The 19,356-nt window shown below is 34.3% G+C and carries 17 protein-coding genes and 1 tRNA gene; all 18 read right to left on the bottom strand.

The genetic code is table 11. The features are described from left to right. Window positions 1-207: 207 nt before the first annotated feature. The 18 genes from EG814_RS19650 to mraZ all read right to left on the bottom strand — a co-directional run bounded on the left by EG814_RS19650 (window position 208) and on the right by mraZ (window position 19,075). Window positions 208-945: a hypothetical protein gene (locus EG814_RS19650; RefSeq protein ID WP_125723582.1), complete on the bottom strand. Its 738-nt coding sequence runs from the start codon at window positions 943-945 to the stop codon at window positions 208-210. Window positions 946-982: 37 nt separating this feature from the next. Beyond that, a complete protein-coding gene (locus EG814_RS19655) occupies window positions 983-1,540 on the bottom strand; it encodes a suppressor of fused domain protein (protein ID WP_125723583.1) in 558 nt (185 codons plus the stop codon). Between the two features lie 254 nt (window positions 1,541-1,794). Continuing rightward, window positions 1,795-1,868, bottom strand: a tRNA-Arg gene (locus tag EG814_RS19660). Between the two features lie 81 nt (window positions 1,869-1,949). Then, entirely contained in the window at window positions 1,950-2,399 is a 450-nt protein-coding gene (locus tag EG814_RS19665; protein ID WP_125723584.1) for a GatB/YqeY domain-containing protein, read from the bottom strand. Between the two features lie 227 nt (window positions 2,400-2,626). Beyond that, window positions 2,627-4,627 carry a cell division protein FtsZ gene (gene ftsZ / locus EG814_RS19670; protein ID WP_125723585.1) on the bottom strand — a complete coding sequence of 667 codons (2,001 nt, stop codon included), beginning with the start codon at window positions 4,625-4,627 and terminating at the stop codon, window positions 2,627-2,629. Window positions 4,628-4,714: 87 nt separating this feature from the next. Continuing rightward, a complete protein-coding gene (gene ftsA / locus EG814_RS19675; protein ID WP_125723586.1) occupies window positions 4,715-6,121 on the bottom strand; it encodes a cell division protein FtsA in 1,407 nt (468 codons plus the stop codon). A 6-nt stretch (window positions 6,122-6,127) separates the two neighbouring features. Then, window positions 6,128-6,850, bottom strand: a complete 723-nt coding sequence (locus EG814_RS19680; RefSeq protein WP_125723587.1) for a cell division protein FtsQ/DivIB — start codon at window positions 6,848-6,850, stop codon at window positions 6,128-6,130. Next, complete coding sequence (murC, locus tag EG814_RS19685; protein ID WP_125723588.1) at window positions 6,837-8,186, bottom strand: UDP-N-acetylmuramate--L-alanine ligase; 1,350 nt, start codon at window positions 8,184-8,186, stop codon at window positions 6,837-6,839. The genes EG814_RS19680 and murC overlap by 14 nt, the downstream gene beginning before the upstream one ends. Before the next feature lie 156 nt (window positions 8,187-8,342). After that, window positions 8,343-9,428 (bottom strand): undecaprenyldiphospho-muramoylpentapeptide beta-N-acetylglucosaminyltransferase, encoded by a 1,086-nt coding sequence (gene murG, locus EG814_RS19690; RefSeq protein ID WP_125723589.1) that lies wholly within the window; start codon window positions 9,426-9,428, stop codon window positions 8,343-8,345. Between the two features lie 37 nt (window positions 9,429-9,465). Next, window positions 9,466-10,776, bottom strand: a complete 1,311-nt coding sequence (locus EG814_RS19695; protein WP_125723590.1) for an FtsW/RodA/SpoVE family cell cycle protein — start codon at window positions 10,774-10,776, stop codon at window positions 9,466-9,468. Window positions 10,777-10,833: 57 nt separating this feature from the next. Further along, window positions 10,834-11,193 (bottom strand): four helix bundle protein, encoded by a 360-nt coding sequence (locus tag EG814_RS19700; RefSeq protein WP_125723591.1) that lies wholly within the window; start codon window positions 11,191-11,193, stop codon window positions 10,834-10,836. 68 nt (window positions 11,194-11,261) lie between these two features. Continuing rightward, window positions 11,262-12,593, bottom strand: coding sequence for a UDP-N-acetylmuramoyl-L-alanine--D-glutamate ligase (gene murD / locus EG814_RS19705; RefSeq protein ID WP_125723592.1), 1,332 nt, complete (start codon window positions 12,591-12,593; stop codon window positions 11,262-11,264). Beyond that, window positions 12,594-13,826 (bottom strand): phospho-N-acetylmuramoyl-pentapeptide-transferase, encoded by a 1,233-nt coding sequence (gene mraY / locus EG814_RS19710; RefSeq protein ID WP_125723593.1) that lies wholly within the window; start codon window positions 13,824-13,826, stop codon window positions 12,594-12,596. 71 nt (window positions 13,827-13,897) lie between these two features. Continuing rightward, window positions 13,898-15,361 (bottom strand): UDP-N-acetylmuramoyl-L-alanyl-D-glutamate--2,6-diaminopimelate ligase, encoded by a 1,464-nt coding sequence (locus EG814_RS19715; protein WP_125723594.1) that lies wholly within the window; start codon window positions 15,359-15,361, stop codon window positions 13,898-13,900. Beyond that, window positions 15,358-17,364 (bottom strand): penicillin-binding protein, encoded by a 2,007-nt coding sequence (locus tag EG814_RS19720; RefSeq protein ID WP_125723595.1) that lies wholly within the window; start codon window positions 17,362-17,364, stop codon window positions 15,358-15,360. Before EG814_RS19720 ends, EG814_RS19715 begins: the two co-directional genes overlap by 4 nt. Next, complete coding sequence (locus EG814_RS19725; protein ID WP_125723596.1) at window positions 17,355-17,702, bottom strand: FtsL-like putative cell division protein; 348 nt, start codon at window positions 17,700-17,702, stop codon at window positions 17,355-17,357. Before EG814_RS19725 ends, EG814_RS19720 begins: the two co-directional genes overlap by 10 nt. 16 nt (window positions 17,703-17,718) lie before the next feature. Continuing rightward, window positions 17,719-18,627, bottom strand: a complete 909-nt coding sequence (gene rsmH / locus EG814_RS19730) for a 16S rRNA (cytosine(1402)-N(4))-methyltransferase RsmH (protein ID WP_206430327.1) — start codon at window positions 18,625-18,627, stop codon at window positions 17,719-17,721. Continuing rightward, entirely contained in the window at window positions 18,602-19,075 is a 474-nt protein-coding gene (gene mraZ, locus EG814_RS19735) for a division/cell wall cluster transcriptional repressor MraZ (RefSeq protein WP_125723598.1), read from the bottom strand. Before mraZ ends, rsmH begins: the two co-directional genes overlap by 26 nt. Between the last annotated feature and the right edge of the window lie 281 nt (window positions 19,076-19,356).

Below are 19,356 nucleotides of genomic sequence, written 5' to 3' on the forward strand. Positions count from 1 at the left end.
CTTCTTTAAAACCAATTCTACGCATTCTAACTTAAATGCATAGTCATACTTTACTTTTCTTTCCATAAAAAATGCCCCCAAATAGTGTCTAACTTTTTGGGGGCAGTGCATAAATTCTCAGGCTTTTTAATTTTTTAATGAACTTGATGGTACAGAATTCGAACCGTTTGTTAGAAGATTTAAAGATTTTGGTTGGTACTTGAATGTTTAGATTCTACTATTTTCTCGCTCATTTATTTCATCTATCGCACTTTCAATAAAATATTTTAAATCATTGCTTCTTGTTCTTTTAAATTCTGCCTTCAACGTTTCTAATGATTTTATTGTTCCAGTAGATCTAAGGGTTGCACAAATCATACATTTAGTATGCTGATCACTAGTCTTCAGTTTTAATATTAAAATCTCTTCTAAATCTTCGTGCTCTGAGTTTTTTAAGGCATTAAGTGCATCAATCCTGTTCTGATAAGTTCCTCTTAGTAATAATTGTTTAAGATAATCAATATTGAGCGTGGCTGGTTTTCTTAATTCATTAAGTCTACTTAAAACTGTTGTAATTACTTCTTCCTTGTCCGTTTTTTTTAGTTCTGAAATCAAAAAGTCAAAAAGTTCATAATCTTTACAGTTTACGCATAAGCTGCTTAAACATCTTAAAACGTATTGTTTATATTGAAAAAAATCTTTGTCCTTAAGTAATTTGATAAGTTCTGGCTTTAAATTTATATCACTTAATTCATCCGAAACCCTGTAAGCAAACCAACTAGAATAATCTTCACTTCCAAAAGATTGGTCTCGTTTCTGCTTTTTAATGATATTATTTGAAATAAAATTTTTGCTTCCCATTTCAATAATTAGAGTCTTTGCATCAGAAGACTTTAACTTATAAATTAAGTTTTCTTTATCTTCTTTAACTTTTTCATCTAAACTTTTAAATAGTCCAAATAGCATAATTTTGTTTTTATTTAAAATTTCTGATTATAATCTTTTAAACTAAGGATTTTCTTAATGGATTTAAATAATCCAGTTGTTTCTCTTCAAACAATTCTTCTAATGCCTCACAACCATTTTCAATTTTATAATCCCTCTCCGCTTGTGTAATTGGAATAAGCCAATAGCAATGAATAACCTTTTCTTCAAATTGAAAAATTTCCAAATTTTCTCCGTCAAGATAAGGTAAGGAAATAAACGCATGGTCACAGACAGAGTTTTCAAGCCAAGGTCTTCCAATATTAGAGGAATGGTGAATATTAAAAGGTGTCAGTCTATGATGAGAGGCATGAACAGTCAATAATTCAAGCAAAGAGTTATCTTGTCTGGGAGAATAAATAACTAACTCAATTAGGTTATCATCTATTAAATCAGCCGACATGCCAACTGTGCAATACGTCCATATATTATGGATTTTATTCGGAGGGAATTCTAAAATGAAAAATTCAGGATGGATTTTCCATGTTGGACCTATCTCCCACTTTATTTTTTTTCCACAAATTCCAAAATAGGAATTGTAGTGATCGTTCAATTTCGCAGAATAATTCTTTTGCATTAGCTTTTTATGATGAAACAGAGTCAATTTTTGTCAAATCAATCTTGCAGACTATTATTTGACATAGTGAACTTAATAACTTTATCTTCAATATGCAAATAAAAAGTTACTCCAGAATTTTAGATCCATGATGGGCTTCGAACCAAAATTCCCTGTAAATCAAGGCATTTTCAAAACTAGAAAAAAATCCTCTAAATTTCGAATCACAAAAAAGCCTGCAAAATATACACTTTGCAGGCTTTCAATTTTTATAGTGACCCCGGAGGGGTTCGAACCCCCAACCCTCAGAGCCGAAATCTGATATTCTATCCAGTTGAACTACGAGGTCAATTTATTTATGATTTTAGATTGCAGATTTTAGATTTCTTATTGGAATCTAAAATCTACAGTCTAAAATCTAAAATTATATTTACGAAAGTAATTTCTTTACGATTGTCGAAATGGTTTTTCCTTCAGCAGTTCCGCCTAATTGAGCAGATGCTAATCCCATTACTTTACCCATTGAAGCAATTCCAGAAGCTCCTGTTTCAGCAATGATTTTTGCAATTACAGCTTCTACTTCTTCTTCGCTTAATTGAGCTGGTAAAAACTTCTCGATTACAGCAACTTGAGCCAATTCTGGTTCTGCCAAATCGGGACGGTTTTGCTCTGTAAAGATTCTTGCGCTTTCTTTACGGGTTTTAACCAATCTCTGAAGTAATTTAATCTCTTCTTCTTCAGATAAATCTTCTTTAGATCCTGAAACAGTTGACGCTAATAATAATTCTGATTTAACAGCTCTTAATGCTTCTAAAGCTACAGTATCTTTTGCTTTCATGGCGTTTTTAATTTCGTCCATGATTTGTGTTTGTAAACTCATTTTTATGTTTTATTTGAAATAAGCTAATGCTTAATAATTGATATATTAATTTGATTTTTCTTCGACTAAGTTTATTATGTGCGAAGTCGAACTGACTCTAACGAACAATAAGATTCACTTTAAAAACCTATTTAGGAAGTCAAATTCTTAAATTCTGTGCGAAGATAAAAAAAATAACCCGAAAATTAAATCCAATTTTCGGGTTACCAAATATTATGATTCTAAAATTAATCTACGTTATCGTGCAAAAATGAATTGTTTGAACGTAATTGTAAATCATTATTACTGTCTGTTCCAACAGAAATTCTAGAATTTGTATTATTAGATTGCGAATTAGACAAATCTATTCCTAATCTTTTGTAAGCTGGTTCTTTTTCCAACTCATCAATTCTAGAAACATTGTTATGGAATTTATAATTAAATTCTTTTAGTTTCTTTCTTCTTTCTTCAGCTCTTAAACGCAATGTTTCTTCGATAGTCAATTCTAAAGGAGAAACTTCAGAAGTTGTAGAGAAATCTGGCTGACTAGCAAAATCAACTCTTGGCTTCAATGTGATGTTTAATTCTTCTGGAATAGTATCCTCAACTACTTTTTCAACAGGTTTAGAAGCTAATAAATCATTTTCAACTTCCATATATTCTTCTAGAGAATATTTGATGATACCGTTATCTGAAACTTCAGTAACTGGCACAAATTGTACTGGATCGTTTACTTTAATTTCGCGAGTTTCATTTGTTAATTCAAACAACACTCTATTATCTTCAACAACTGGCTCTCTTTTTACAGGCTCTTGTTTGAACAAAGGAAGATCAAAAGAGAAAGTTGTTTGTTCTTCTCTTTCAAAAACTCTTTGCTGATGAACTGGAGGCTGCTGTATTTGCTGAATTGGTGTTTCAGGAGCAGAAATTGTAAAATCGATATCTGTAATTGGCGAAACAATTTCGAAAGTTACATCCAAATTTTTAATAAACTCAGACATCACTACTAACTCTTCCTGATTGATAGCTGGAGCAACAGCTTGTACTGGAGTTTGAATTATAGCTTGAGTTGGAGTCGGTGTAAATGTTTCATCTTCATCTACCAATTCAAAAACAACTTTATCTTCTACTTTTGCTGTAGGAGTATCTGTTGTTAAGTCAAAAGATGTAAGAGGTCTGTTTGTTAAATTATGAACACTTCTTTGCTCATCTTCTAATGTATGAATGATTTTCTTCGGTTCTGTATTTACAATTTCGTTTTGCTGTTCTACATCAAAACCTGTAGCAATAATGGTTACAGCAATAGCCTCACCAAGAGTTTCGTCTTCACCAACTCCCATAATGATATTTGCATTGTAACCAGCTTCTGCTTGAATATGATCGTTGATTTCTCCAATTTCGTCAAGCGTAATCTCATTAGTTCCAGAAACGATAAGCAACAATACGTTTTTGGCACCCGTAATTTTATTGTCGTTTAACAACGGAGAATCTAAAGCAGAAACGATAGCGTCTTTTGCTCTGTTTTCGCCTGCTGCCACAGAAGATCCCATGATCGCAGTTCCACTGTTTGCTAAAACAGTTTTTGCGTCACGCAAATCGATATTTTGAGTATAGTGGTGCGTAATTACTTCGGCAATACCTCTAGAGGCTGTTGCCAAAACTTCATCCGCTTTAGAGAATCCTGCTTTAAAACCAAGATTTCCGTATACTTCTCTTAATTTATTGTTGTTGATTACAATTAAAGAATCTACTTGCTTACGCAATTTCTCGATTCCTAGAATTGCTTGTTCCTGACGCACTTTCCCTTCAAATTGAAACGGAATGGTCACAATACCAACAGTTAATATTTCTCTTTCTTTAGCTAATTGAGCAATTACCGGAGCTGCACCAGTTCCAGTTCCTCCACCCATACCAGCAGTAATAAATACCATTTTAGTATTTCTATCTAACATTTTTTCAATATCAGAAATACTTTCAATAGCCGATTGCTGTCCTACGTCTGGGTTTGCTCCTGCTCCTAATCCTTCAGTTAAATTAACTCCTAACTGAATCTTATTTGGTACTGAACTATTTTGAAGCGCTTGCGAATCGGTATTACAAACGATAAAATCTACGCCTTTAATACCTTGTTTAAACATGTGGTTAATAGCGTTACTTCCGCCTCCACCGACACCTATAACTTTGATTACATTTGATTGATTTTTTGGTAAATCAAATGAAATACTTCCAAATTCTGAGTTGCTCATCATCTTTTTGGTTTTTTGAAATTCTTATTAAGTACATTTTTTACTTCTTGACTTGGGGCCAGAAAGTAATCCTTCTCTTTTTATTCTAATTTATTCTGCGTTGTCTAAAAATTCTTTGATTTTGTCGACGTATCGATCAAAAAATGATCTTCTTATTTTGGTCTCTGTAGATTCATTGCTTGCTACCTTTTGGCCAACGGCTTCTCTAGGCTCATCAATTGTTTCTACTTTCTCAACGTAGTTTTCTTCAACTTCGTATCGCTGTACTGGAGGAGCCGTTCTGTAAACTACTTTTGGCTGTTCTTTAACTAGTTCCATTCTAACAGCACTTTGCGAACTGTTTTCGATACTATTCATTACTAATCCTACTGCAGTTGCAAACAACGGGCTAGAGATTTCATCACTAGAGTTTCCTGCCAAATGCTCGTTCGGATAACCAATTCTAGTATCCATTCCAGTAATGTATTCTACCAATTGCTTAATGTGCTGCAACTGTGCGCCACCACCTGTTAAAACAATTCCTGCAATCAGTTTTTTACGAGGATCTTCATGTCCGTATGCTTTAATTTCTGCAAAAACTTGTTCTACAATTTCCACTACTCTTGCATGGATAATTTTAGATAAGTTTTTAAGCGAAATTTCTTTTGGCTCTCTTCCTCTTAAACCAGGAATTGAAACAATCTCATTATCTTTATTTTCTCCTGGCCAAGCCGATCCGAATTTTACTTTTAAAAGTTCGGCTTGTTTTTCGATAATCGAACAGCCTTCTTTAATATCATCTGTAATTACATTTCCTCCAAAAGGAATTACTGCTGTATGACGAATGATGCCATCTTTGAAAATAGCCAAATCTGTTGTTCCGCCTCCAATATCGATAAGCGCAACACCAGCTTCTTTTTCTTCCTGACTTAAAACCGCATCTGCAGAAGCTAATGGTTCTAATGTTAATCCAGATAATTCAATTCCTGAACTCTGAATACATCTTCCCACATTTCTGATTGAAGAAGCCTGACCAACTACAACGTGAAAACTAGATTCTAGTCTTCCGCCATACATACCGATTGGTTCTTTTATTTCAGATTGCCCGTCAATTTTAAATTCTTGCGGTAAAACGTGAATAATTTCTTCTCCTGGAAGCATCGCCAGTTTGTTAACTTGATCGATTAAAAGCTGAATATCTTTTTCGCCAATTACTTCTTCTGGATTATTTCTGCTGATGTAATCTGTATGCTGTATACTTCTGATGTGCTGTCCGGCAATACCTACAACTACATCTTTTATTTTATATCCTGAATTATTTTCCGCTTCGAGTATAGCCTGCTGAATAGACTGAATCGTCTGCGTAATGTTGTTTACTACTCCTCTGGCAACACCCAAACTTTTGGATTTACCGATGCCCAAAATCTCCAACTTACCATATTCATTTTTTTTGCCAATCATGGCAACGATTTTGGTTGTTCCAATATCTAGACCTACTGCAATGTTATCTTTTTCCATTTTCTATTATTTAGTGCAAACTACTTGTTCCGTAAACCTAAGGTCAATTTTTTTGTATTTGTATAACGAACTATCTAAAACTGCTTTTTGAAAAAACGCTTTATAGTTTCTAAATTTCTTATCAACATTCATCGTTCTTCCAAAATCTATGAAGTAATCATAGTTACGATTAAACATTTTTAAGCTTCCATTCGGCATAATCTCTATAGCAATGATGTTTTTTTTCAAAAACGCATCGTCATAAATTGTGCGAAATAAAGCTGCTAAATCTTCGTTATTTTTTTCATTTATTGCCCCTGAAACAAGAGGAACTCGTGCAGTGAAATTGTCTGATAAAGGCATTTTACCACCCTCATAGTCAATATAAAAAGAAGTGCCGCCGTCATAAACTCTTGCTATGGGCGTCTTCTGTTTTACTACTGCTTTTAGAACCCCGTCGATACTTACAAAAACATTTGACTTCTCAATCATCTCTTGCGTATCGAGGGTTTTCTCTATCTTATTCAAATCTAGTTCATCTTTTCTAATACTGGAAGCGTCTCTTTTATTTTCTATCAACAATTTATTAACCGTTTCCGGTTTTACAAAAAGCGTATTTTCCCCTACAAAAACAACCATAGATTTTTTCAGTTTTCGATCCCCATTTCGATGCTGAGCAAAAGAATATAGAAACAAAACCAGTCCGAAAATAAGTACTAATCTAATATTTGTCCAATTAAATATTTTCATTTAAAATCTTTTTAATTGACGGAACCATCTCTCCCAAATCACCAGCTCCAATTGTTACAATAATAGGTGCATCACTGGCTTTAATTTCACCTAATAAATTTTCTTTTGCAACAATTTTTTTATCTGTATTGGTCATTTTACCCAAAAGCCACTCAGAAGTAACTCCTTCCATCGGAAGCTCTCTTGCTGGGTAAATATCCATTAAAAACACTTCATCAAACTGCGATAAGCTTTCGGCAAATCCGTCAACAAAATCTCTTGTTCTGCTGAACAAGTGCGGCTGGAAAATCGCCAAAACTTTACGCCCTGGATACAACTCTCTAACTGCCTGATGAACAGCATTTATTTCTGTTGGATGATGTGCATAATCATCAATATACACTAATTCTTCAGTCTTAATCTGATACGAAAAACGTCTTCTGATCCCGTTGAATGAAGCAATGGCTTTTGCAATAGAATCGGTCGGAGTTCCATAAGTTTTAGCCATTGCAATAGCCATCAATCCATTCATTAAATTGTGCTTTCCAGGCAGTCCGAAACGCAGATCTTTAATAATTTCTGATGGCGTCTGCACGTCAAAAACATAAGCCCCATCTTCGATTCGAACGTTATAAGCCTTATATACAGCATCTTCATTTATAGCACATTGAACACCTTCTAAAGGCAATTCTTTGGTTATAAAAAGCTTATTTTTATCTTCTACTTTCGAAGCAAATTCTCTAAATGAATCTTGAATTGCATCGCTAGTTCCATAAATATCCAAATGATCGGCATCCATAGAAGTTACACAGGCAATATCTGGACGTAAGTGCAAAAACGATCTATCAAATTCGTCTGCTTCTACAACCGTTACCGTTTTTCCGCTTCCGATAAGATTTGAATTATAGTTTTCTACAATACCTCCAATAAAAGCCGTTACATCTACACCACTTTGAAACAGAATATGCCCTAAAATACTTGATGTTGTTGTTTTTCCGTGAGTTCCTGCAACTGCAAAACAGAAAGTATCTTTGCTTATGATACCTAAAACTTCAGCACGCTTTTTAACTTCATAATGTCTTTCTATAAAATAGTTCCATTCTGAATGTGTTTTTGGTACAGCCGGAGTATATATCACTAAGGTATTTTCAACGAAATAATCTGAAGGAATTAAACTAATATTATCTTCAAAATGAATATCTATACCGCTTTCAATCAATTCATTTGTAAGCATTGAAGGGGTTTTATCATAGCCTGAAACCTGTTTTCCAATAAATTTGAAATAACGGGCTAGAGCACTCATTCCGATTCCTCCGATACCTATAAAATAAACGTTTTGTATTTGATTTAAATTCATTTTAAATTATGTTTTTTCAGACTTTTAAAATTCCTTACAACATGTAAGTTATTACTAATTAAACTCTTGCAATCTCAACGTCTTTTTAAGCCTAAATTGCCTAAAATAGCGCTCTAATCTGTATTTAATGTTGTATAATTTTTGTTTTAAATTATATTATAACAACTTTTTAATTTCTTCAACGATGCGTTTAGTTGCATCTGGTCTTGCCAATTTTTTAATGTTATCGCTTAGTTGTTTTTGTTTTCCCGAATCTTTCAGCAGCGCTTCAAAAACAATGCTAAACTGATTGTCTAGTTCAGATTCTTTCAACAAAATTGCACCTTTTTCATCTACAATTGCCTTTGCATTTTTAGTCTGGTGATCCTCAGCAACATTAGGCGAAGGGATAAAAATTACAGGTTTTCCAACAATACATAATTCTGATACTGATGAAGCACCAGCACGTGAAATTATGACATCTGACGCTGCGTAAACAAAATCCATTCTTTCGATAAAATCGACCACTTTTACATTAGGCTGATTGTATTTTTTATATTCTTCAAAATATAATTTCCCACATTGCCATATTACCTGTACCTCTTGAGAAAGAAAATTTTGCAGTTCTTTTTCTATTAGCTGATTAATTTTTCTCGCTCCTAAACTTCCTCCAAGAACCAATAGCGTTTTCTTATTCGGATCTAAATTATAGAACGCAATTGCTTCATCTCTTTTACTTTCTATATCAATTAAATCTTGACGAACGGGATTTCCTGTTAGAACAATTTTCTCTTTTGGAAAAAAGCGCTCCAAATTTTGGTACGCTACACAAATTGCATTGGCTTTTTTGCTCAACAATTTATTTGTAATTCCCGGATAAGAATTCTGCTCCTGAACCACTGTCGGAATTCCTGCCGAACCTGCCGCTTGCAATAAAGGCCCGCTAGCAAAACCTCCTGTTCCAATTACCACATTTGGCTTAAACTTTCTGATAATTCTTTTTGATTCTAATAAACTGCTTGCCAGCTTAAGAGGAAACATCATATTTTGAAAAGTCAGTTTTCGCTGTAACCCCGCAATCCAAAGACCTTTTATTTCATAACCTGCCTGAGGCACTTTCTGCATTTCCATTTTATCTTTGGCGCCTACAAAAAGAAATTCTGCATCAGGAAATTGTAATTTTAATTCATTCGCAATCGCAATCGCAGGATAAATATGTCCTCCTGTTCCTCCTCCGCTAAGTATGAATTTATAGTTTGTCATTTTTCTAAAAATTACAACATTTTAAAACTTATTCTTTTTATTTATTTAAAACCGCATTCATCGGATTTCTTGAATTATCTTCTATCGAATAGACTGGTTCTTCATCATATATTTCCTGAGGAATTACATCGTCTTCTGCCAATTCTTTATCAATCAATCGCTGTAGTGCTTCTTTTCTTTTTTCTTTTTCTAATTTTTCCTCAGCAATTTCATCTTCTTTTTTAGTCACGCTAATGATAATTCCAAGTCCAAGACAAGTCATCCAGATCGAACTTCCCCCGCTACTAATCAACGGAAGCGTTTGTCCTGTAACCGGCAATAATTCTACCGCCACCGCCATATTAATCATTGCTTGAAATATCATCGGGAACCCGACGCCGACGACGACTAATTTTCCGAATAAAGTAGGTGCTTTATGAGACGCAATTACAAATCGGAATAAAAGCAATAGATATAAAACTACAATCGCTACGCCTCCAACCAAACCATATTCTTCTACAATGATGGCATAAATAAAATCGGAAGATGACTGTGGCAAAAAGTTTTTCTGAACACTTTTTCCTGGCCCTAATCCTCCAAACTGCCCAGATGCTATGGCAATTTTTGCTTTTTCAATCTGATAATCGTCTTCATCTGGTTTATCTGTCGTAAAGTTCATAATACGACTTTCCCAAGTTGAAACCCTGCTGAAAAATCTTGAATCTGGAAAAGCTTTTGCTACCAAAAGAAAAAATGCCAGCATAGCAATTCCTGAACCTACAATAAAAGCAAGATATTTTATTGGATATTTTCCAATAAACGTCAGCATCAAAACCATTGAAAAAATCAGCGCTGTGGTTGAAAAGTTCGCAGGCAATATAAGTGCCAATGTTATAAATACCGGAACCCAAAGCTGAATTAATGAGGTTTGAAAAGGCTCATTTTCTTCTTTAGTTTTAGATAAATAGCGTGCCACGTAAATAAACAAAACAATCGATGCTAATGTCGAGGTCTGAAATGTGATTCCGATAAAAGGCACCTGAATCCAACGGCTCGCATTTGCTCCCGCAATTACAGTTCCTTTTAAAAGAGTGTACACCAATAAAATCCAAACCACTGGAAGCGCAATTTTAGAAATTGCTCTAAAATAGTGATACGGCACTCGATGCACCCAATAAATGATTAGAAAACCAATACAAATATGAGCCAAGTGCTTTACCAAATATCCTAATGTATTCCCCGTACCATGCCCAATATAAGCCAAATTACTACTCGCACTAAAAACAGGCATAAACGAAAACAAAGCCAATAAAGCCACGAATGACCATATTACTCTATCTCCTTTTAATTTGTTTACTAGTTCTTTCATATTTTAGATTTCTGATTTTAGATTTTAGATTATTTCGAACCTTCGGTTTTGATTATTTTATTTATTTATTCTATTATTTACTGTTTTTAGACTGCTTACAAAAATTGCTGTCAATTCATTTGCTTCTTTCAAAGCGATTTCGAGTTCTTCTTTGGCAAGCCACATTTTTTCTTTTATAATTTCAATCCAGAACAAAGTTTCGTCAGCTTCTTCTAAAACTATGTTCATTTTAGCAACAAATTCTTTATCACTTCTCGCTCTGCATACTGCTCGATAATTTGCTCCAACTGATGTCCCACTTCTTACTATTTGACTTGTAATTGATCTAATTACATTTGTATTCGGCAACTTTTCAGCTAAATCAATGATCATCAAAGAAAACTTCTTAGTTCTCATCTTCATTTCATTCGTCGTCATACTCAAAAGAACTTGTAATAAGTTCAAAGCTTAGAAATAATCTAAAATCTGAACTCTAAAATCTAAAATTATAAATTGTGGACAGCTTGTTTGAATTGTTTTCCACGATCTTCGTAGTTTTCGAATAAATCGAAACTTGCGCAGGCTGGAGACAATAAAACTGCATCACCTTTTTCTGTTAATCTTTGAGCAGTTTTTACTGCATCGTTCATGTTATTTACTTCAACCATAATATCTACTACGTTTCCGAAAGCATCAATTATTTTTCTGTTATCAACACCAAGACAAATAATTGCTTTTACCTTTTCGCGAACTAAAGACATCAATTCGTTGTAATCGTTTCCTTTATCAACACCCCCAACAATCCAAACTGTTGGAACATTCATACTGTCTAAAGCAAAAAAAGTAGCGTTTACATTTGTTGCTTTTGAATCGTTGATATATTGAACGTTTTGTATTTTTAATACTTTTTCTAAACGGTGCTCAACACCTTGGAAATTAGATAAACTTTCGCGGATTGTTGCATTTCTAATCTGCATCAATTTCGCCACAGAGCTTGCTGCCATTGCATTTTTCATATTATGTTTTCCTTCTAACGCAATGTGTTCTGTATCCATTGTAAACTCTTCTTGGTTGATCTTTATTTCCATTTTGTTGTTATTTATAGAAGCTCCTTCATCAAATTTTTTCGTCAATGAAAAAGGAATTAATTTTGCTTTTGTCTTGTTGTTTTTTAACCATTCTGTACTTGCCTCGTCATCTGCATCGTAAATGAGATAGTCACTTTCAGTCTGTTTCATTGTTATTCGAAACTTCGAATTGATATAATTTTCATACTTATATTCATATCGATCCAAATGGTCCGGACTTATATTGGTTATAATGGCAATATCTGGCCTGTAATCTATTATTCCGTCCAGCTGAAAACTGCTCAATTCCAAAACGTAGGCATCATACTTATTTTCTGCTACCTGCCAGGCGAAGCTCTTTCCTATGTTCCCGCCCAATCCGACATTTAAGCCTGCATATTTCAGCAAATGATGTGTCAGCATTGTGGTGGTAGTTTTACCGTTACTTCCCGTAATCCCGATCGTCATTGCATCTGTATAAGGAATCGCAAATTCAATTTCCGAAATCACTTTTACCCCTGCTGCAATCAGCTTTTTTACTATCGGAGATTTCTCTGGAATTCCCGGGCTTTTCATCACCACATCTGCATTTAGAATCAAATCTTCTGTGTGCTGTTCTTCTTCCCAGGCTATTTTATTAATGATAAGAACTTCTTTATAACTTTCTTTTATCTTTCCGAAATCAGAAACAAAAACTTCATATCCTTGTTTCTTACCGAGGATTGCGGTTCCTACTCCGCTTTCTCCTCCTCCAAGCACTACTAGCCTCATCTATCTTAATTTTAAGGTTATGATTGATAAAATCGCTAACATTACGGCAACAATCCAGAAACGTGTTACGATTTTACTTTCGTGATACCCTTTTTTCTGATAATGATGATGCAAAGGCGACATCAGAAATATTCTTCGGCCTTCGCCAAAACGTTTTTTTGTATATTTAAAATAAGTCACCTGAATAATTACCGAAGCACTTTCTGCTAAGAAAATCCCACAGAATAAAACAATCAATATTTCTTTACGAACTGCAATTGCCAATACTGCAATGATTCCTCCAATGGTCAAACTTCCTGTATCTCCCATAAATACTGATGCCGGATAAGAGTTATACCAAAGAAATCCTATAAGCGCTCCAACAAATGCCGAAATAAATACCGTCATTTCTCCAGAATTCGGGATATACATAATGTTCAAATAATTCGAGAAAATGATATTACCAGAAACAAACGTAAATATTCCGAGCGCGAGGACCGATATTGCGGAAGTTCCCGCTGCGAGTCCGTCGATTCCATCTGTCAAATTTGCTCCGTTTGATACCGCTGTAATAATGAAAATTACAACTGGAATAAAGATTAACCAAGCCCATTTCTCATATCCATCTCCCATAAAAGACAATACTTCAGCATAGTCAAATTCGTTATTTTTTACGAAAGGAATTGTCGTCGCAGTAGATTTTTCTTCAACACCTGCAGGCATAATCACCGTTGAATTTGTAGCGGTCTTAAAAATATCTGCACGTCCTGTATCTGTTCTTACTGTTACAGCAGGATTAAAATAAAGTACCGCTCCAACGATGACCCCAAGACCAACTTGTCCGATAACTTTAAAAATTCCTTTTAAACCTTGCTTATCTTTTTTGAATATTTTGATATAATCATCCACAAAACCAATGGTTCCCATCCATAAGGTCGTTACAATAAGCAAAACAATGTAGATGTTGTGCAACCTAGCAAATAATAAAACAGGCAAAAGAGTCGCAAAAATGATGATAAGCCCTCCCATTGTTGGTGTACCAGCTTTTTCATTCTGACCTGCTAGACCAAGTTCGCGCACTGTTTCTCCAACTTGCTGACGGCGTAAAAAGTTAATTACTCTTTTACCATAAATAGTCGATAAAAGCAACGAAAGCATAAATGCCAAAGCTGATCTAAATGTGATGTACTGGAAAACTCCTGTTCCCGGAAGATCCAATGTCTTGTCAAAATATTCGAATAAGTAGTACAGCATATTTTTCTTTTTTTAAATTCTTTTTTGAAACTCCAAATTCCAATGTGGTATTTGAACTTAAAAATGTATTGTTATTTATTTAGTTGCTTTAAAATCTCTTTTATTGTTTCCATATCATCAAAATGATGGCGAACACCATTTATTTCCTGATATGTCTCATGCCCTTTTCCTGCAATTAGGATAATATCTTTAGCTTCAGCCAATTGACAAGCCGTTTTAATTGCTTGTTTTCTATCGGTGATGCGTAACATTTTTTTATAATTATGAGGTTCAACTCCTTGTTCCATTTCGTCCAAAATAACTTCTGGATCTTCATTTCTAGGATTATCAGAAGTCAGTACTGCTTTATCGCTTAAATCTGAAGCGATCTTAGCCATAATTGGACGTTTTGTTTTATCACGATTTCCTCCGCAACCTACAACAGTAATTAATTGTTCGTTTTTGGTGCGAATGTCGTTTATTGTTTTCAAAACATTATCCAATGCATCTGGCGTATGCGCATAATCTACAACAGCGGTGATTCCTCCATCTGAAACGATATATTGAAAACGTCCTGAAACACTTTCTAAATCAGACAGCAAACGCAACGCTTCAAGACTATCAATACCTAGCTCTACTGCAGTTCCATAAATAGCTAAAACATTGTATGCGTTGAAAGTACCAATCAGTTTTACCCAAACTTCATTATCATTTACTTTTAACAATAAACCAGACAATTGGCTTTCTAAAATCTGCGCTCTGTAATCTGCATATGATTTTAAAGCGTAAGTCAGTTTTTTAGCAGCCGTATTTTGAAGCATAACCGCTCCATTTTTATCATCTATGTTAGTTAAAACAAAAGCCGATTTTGGCAATGAATCAAAAAATGACTTTTTCACATCTCTGTATTCAGCAAATGTTGGGTGATAATCTAAATGATCGTGAGAAAGATTCGTAAAAATTCCGCCTACAAAATGTAAAGCTTCAGTACGTTTCTGATGAATACCATGAGAACTTACTTCCATAAAGCAATGCGTAACTCCAGCTTCGACCATTTCATTTAAATAATGATTAATTGTCAAAGAATCTGGCGTTGTATGCGTTGCAGGATATTCTGTTTCATCAACCACTATTTTTACCGTTGATAATAAACCAACTTTAAAACCTGCTTTTTGAAATAGCTGAAATAATAAGGAAGCAATTGTAGTTTTACCGTTTGTACCCGTTACACCAACCAATTTTAGTTTTGAAGACGGATCTTCAAAATAATTAGCTGCCATAAAAGCTAAAGCGCTATTGGTATCTTTTACCTGAATGTAAGTTACATTTTCTACAGCATTAGCAGGAAGTGTATCGCAAATAATTGCTTTTGCTCCAAGCTGAATTGCTTTTTCAATATAATCATGTCCATCTGAAAGCGAACCGCGAATTGCTACAAAAACATCATTTGCTTCTACTTTACGTGAATCAAATTCAATTTTCTGAATAGCAACATCTGTCGAACCTTTTACAGACTCAATAGCTACTTTATATAATATGTCTTTTAATACTTTCACGATAATTCTAATACAATTGTTGTGTTTTTGCTAATATTGGTTCCTGCTTGAATCGATTGATTTTTCACTTTCCCCATTCCATTTACTTTTACTTTTAAACCTAAATTTTCCAGTAAAGCAATTGCGTCCATTCCAGGCATTCCTTTTAAATTCGGAATCTGACTGCTTTTTTTATTGGCCTCAGCAGTATATTTATCATAACTAGCATCCTGTTTCGGAATTCTAGTGTCTATTTTTTTTATTTTATTTGTCGAAGGCGCATCTGTAAAAATCTTTTGCGCAATTCTTTTGAAAACTGGTCCTGCAACGTCTGCTCCATAATAATTATTCTTAGCTGTATTCGGTTTATGAACCACTACAATACAAGAATACTTAGGGTGATCTGCTGGAAAATATCCTGCAAAAGAAGATGCATAATACATTCCTTCTCTTCCTGCTTTACCATAATTAACCATCGCCGTTCCTGTTTTTCCCGCCATCGAGAAATCTTTCGAATACAACTTAGAAGCTGTTCCTTTTTTTACCACGTTTGCTAAAACTGCTTTTACTTTTTTAAGCGTTTCAGGCGAACAAACTCTTGGATTTATAACCTCTGTATCAAACTTCTTTATGGTTTTATTCCACTCTTTAATTTCAGATACAAATTGCGGTTTTACCATCACTCCATTATTTGCTATCGAATTATAAAAAGCTAAAGTCTGCATTGGCGTAACCGAAACCGAATATCCAAAAGCCATCCACGGAAGTGAAATTCCCGACCAGATTTTATCTCCTGGATGAGGAACAATAGGCCTACCTTCTCCTTTAAAATGCAATCCCAGCGGTTTATCCAAACCAATTCTTCTGATGTGATTTACAAACTTTGACGGATTATTTTTGTAATTATCATAAACTGCCTGAACCATTACTGTGTTTGACGAAAGTTCGAATCCGCGGGCTAAAGAAACTTTTCCGTAACCACCATGATGCGAATCACGCACCGATCTTCCATAATATTTAACTACACCATTATGACTATCATAAACTGTACTTGTGTCTGCAACCTTATCTTCTAAAATCGCAACTAAATCAACCAATTTAAAAGTCGATCCTGGTTCGTGAGATTCTGCAATTGCATAATTGGTTGTCTCGTAATACGATCCGTCTTCTGCTCTTCCTAAATTTGAAATCGCTTTTACGTGACCCGTTTCTGTTTCCATTACCACCACACAACCATGGTCTGCTTCGTAATCTTCCAACTGTTTCAATAAAGCATGATGCGCAATATCTTGAATAAAAACATCTATAGTCGAAATCACATCGTAACCGTCAATTGGGTCTACTTCGTTAACATCACGAATAGGTTTCCATTGTCCTTTTGCTATTTTTTGCTTTAAAATTTTACCGTCTTTTCCGTTTAGATAATTTTTAAACGCCCATTCAATTCCTTTTCCTACTTCAACTCCTGTTGCAGGATCAATACGGTCGTAACCAATGGTTCTTTCAGCAATTTTTCCGATTGGATGTTTCCTAACCGTTTCTTGCTCGACAATAATTCCGCCTTTGAAAGCACCTAAACTGAATAATGGAAAACCTTTAATTTTCACATATTCGGTATAGCTTAAATTACGGGCAATCAAATAATAACGGTTTTTATTCTCGCGCGCTTTTCTAAGTTCTTTTTCATAATATCCCGCTGGTCTGTCTAAAACCGTTGCCAAAGAATCTGATAATTGCTTTACGTATTTCTCAAATGTTTCTTTTTTAGGCGCTTTGGCATCAAAACGAATTTCATAATTCGGGATTGATGTTGCCAATAAACTTCCGTCAGCAGAATAAATATTTCCTTTGTTGGCCGGAATTACAAAATTTCTCACCGTACGCTGTTTGGCTAGTTTTCTGTAATAATCTCCTTGTACCCATTGAATATTGGTTAATTTAACAACAATAGCAATTGCCATCACAAAGATGAAAACTGCTACGAGGTAAATTCTGTAGGATATATGTTTATCGTCTACTGCCATATTCTTTTAAAGAAACTTTTTTCTTCTTCTTTTTTAACTTCTATTTTTATCGGAGGAACTGTCGACGGAAAAATTTGTTTTTCTAACATTTTATCCGAAATAGTCGACTCCATTTTTAATTTCATCAATTCTGAACGTCGATCTACAAATTCAGATCTCAACTCTTTTACTTCATTATTCAATTTTGCTATTTCAAAAACCTTCTGCTCGTATCGCTGCGTATTGGCAATCATTAAAATAGCCAGCAGAATTATGAAAACAATAAATCTCCAGTTTTTTACTGCATCTTCATGAATCAGAAATCTTGCTTTTAATATGCTAAATACTCCACCTTTCATTTTCTACCTATATATATTATATCTTTTCAGCAATTCTTAATTTGGCACTTCTTGCTCTATTATTAACTTTTATTTCTGCTTCATCTGGAACAATCAGTTTTCCGATTGTTTTGAATGGAACTGAAAAGTTTCCGTAAAAATCTCTTTCTGGCTCCCCTTCAAACATTCCATTTTTTATAAATCTTTTTACCAAGCGATCTTCTAATGAATGATACGAGATTACCGAAAATCTTCCTCCCGGTTTTAAAATTTCTAAAGACTGCTCAATAAATTCTTTTAGAACGTCCATTTCCTGATTAACCTCAATTCTGATTGCCTGATAAATCTGAGCTAGAATTTTGTTTTTAACCTTTTCAGGCAAATACTTTTTCAGAACATCTTTCAACTCGTCTGTTGTTTTGATCGGATAATCTCTTCTCGCTTCCACAATTGTTCTTGCTAGAACTGGTGCGTTCTTCAACTCCCCATAATCAAAAAAAACACGACGTAAATCCTGTTCTTCATATTCGTTAACCACCCGATAAGCATTTAAATCATTTTTTTGACTCATCCGCATATCTAACTCAGCATCAAATCTTGTTGAAAAACCTCTTTCTGGAACATCAAACTGATGTGATGAAACTCCTAAATCGGCTAAAATCCCGTCGACTTGTTTTACTCCGTGAAAACGTAAAAATCTTTTTATGAATCTAAAGTTTTCATTTATCAAAGTAAACCTTTCATCTGGCAATGCATTGGCAAGAGCGTCTTCGTCTTGGTCAAATGCAAACAGCTTTCCGTTTGGTCCTAATCTTCTTAAAATCTCTTTTGAATGACCACCGCCTCCAAACGTAACATCTACATACACGCCGTCTGGTTTAATATCTAAACCATCAACTGTTGGATGAAGCAAAACCGGATTATGATATTCCATCTTCGTCGTCATTAATATTTCCCATTACTTCTTCGGCTAAATCTGCAAAATCCATATCTTCGCCGCTTATTGATTTTTCGTATAAATCTTTATCCCAAATTTCTACAATATTAACCGCCGATGAAAAAACCACATCTTTAGAAATACTTGCAAACGTTACCAAATCTTTTGGAACAAGCAATCTTCCTAACGCATCAACCTCAACCACTTTAACACCAGCAGTAAACCTTCTAATGAAATCGTTGTTCTTTTTTACAAAGCGATTAAGCTTGTTGATTTTTTTCATCATCGCATCCCACTCTTCCATCGGATACAGCTCTAAACACGGCTGAAAAACAGAACGCTTCAAAACGAATCCGCTTTGAAGAGAAGCCGTCAATTGCTTTTTTAAAGGTGCAGGCATCATTAGCCTTCCTTTAGCATCGACTTTACATTCATATGTTCCAACAATTGTGTTCAAAAAAACTAGTTAACATGTTATACAGCAAAAATATAAAAAATTTTACCACATTTTACCACTTTATACCACTTTGTTAATAAGTTTAACCACTTTACTACCACTTTCTATAATTCTCATTTAATCAATACCTTAACTATTAATTAACGGATTTTTAATTCTATTATTCATTCAAAAAAATAATGCGCTAATTTTCTTAAAAAATTGATTATTATGCACTTTTCTTAACATTTAAAGATTTTAACAAAAAGACGTTTATTTACTGATTTTTAGAGATTTACAAA

Origin of the sequence: Flavobacterium ustbae (assembly GCF_003946915.1) — a bacterium.
GTDB classification, from domain to species: Bacteria; Bacteroidota; Bacteroidia; order Flavobacteriales; family Flavobacteriaceae; genus Flavobacterium; species Flavobacterium ustbae.

What these genes read in the sequence shown, in the direction of transcription:
- EG814_RS19650 (WP_125723582.1), bottom strand. Translation starts at nt 945, where the DNA reads ATGCTATTTGGACTATTTAAAAGTTTAGATGAAAAAGTTAAAGAAGAT.
- EG814_RS19655 (WP_125723583.1), bottom strand. Translation starts at nt 1,540, where the DNA reads ATGCAAAAGAATTATTCTGCGAAATTGAACGATCACTACAATTCCTAT.
- EG814_RS19665 (WP_125723584.1), bottom strand. Translation starts at nt 2,399, where the DNA reads ATGAGTTTACAAACACAAATCATGGACGAAATTAAAAACGCCATGAAA.
- ftsZ (WP_125723585.1), bottom strand. Translation starts at nt 4,627, where the DNA reads ATGATGAGCAACTCAGAATTTGGAAGTATTTCATTTGATTTACCAAAA.
- ftsA (WP_125723586.1), bottom strand. Translation starts at nt 6,121, where the DNA reads ATGGAAAAAGATAACATTGCAGTAGGTCTAGATATTGGAACAACCAAA.
- EG814_RS19680 (WP_125723587.1), bottom strand. Translation starts at nt 6,850, where the DNA reads ATGAAAATATTTAATTGGACAAATATTAGATTAGTACTTATTTTCGGA.
- murC (WP_125723588.1), bottom strand. Translation starts at nt 8,186, where the DNA reads ATGAATTTAAATCAAATACAAAACGTTTATTTTATAGGTATCGGAGGA.
- murG (WP_125723589.1), bottom strand. Translation starts at nt 9,428, where the DNA reads ATGACAAACTATAAATTCATACTTAGCGGAGGAGGAACAGGAGGACAT.
- EG814_RS19695 (WP_125723590.1), bottom strand. Translation starts at nt 10,776, where the DNA reads ATGAAAGAACTAGTAAACAAATTAAAAGGAGATAGAGTAATATGGTCA.
- EG814_RS19700 (WP_125723591.1), bottom strand. Translation starts at nt 11,193, where the DNA reads ATGACGACGAATGAAATGAAGATGAGAACTAAGAAGTTTTCTTTGATG.
- murD (WP_125723592.1), bottom strand. Translation starts at nt 12,593, where the DNA reads ATGAGGCTAGTAGTGCTTGGAGGAGGAGAAAGCGGAGTAGGAACCGCA.
- mraY (WP_125723593.1), bottom strand. Translation starts at nt 13,826, where the DNA reads ATGCTGTACTACTTATTCGAATATTTTGACAAGACATTGGATCTTCCG.
- EG814_RS19720 (WP_125723595.1), bottom strand. Translation starts at nt 17,364, where the DNA reads ATGGCAGTAGACGATAAACATATATCCTACAGAATTTACCTCGTAGCA.
- EG814_RS19725 (WP_125723596.1), bottom strand. Translation starts at nt 17,702, where the DNA reads ATGAAAGGTGGAGTATTTAGCATATTAAAAGCAAGATTTCTGATTCAT.
- rsmH (WP_206430327.1), bottom strand. Translation starts at nt 18,627, where the DNA reads ATGACGACGAAGATGGAATATCATAATCCGGTTTTGCTTCATCCAACA.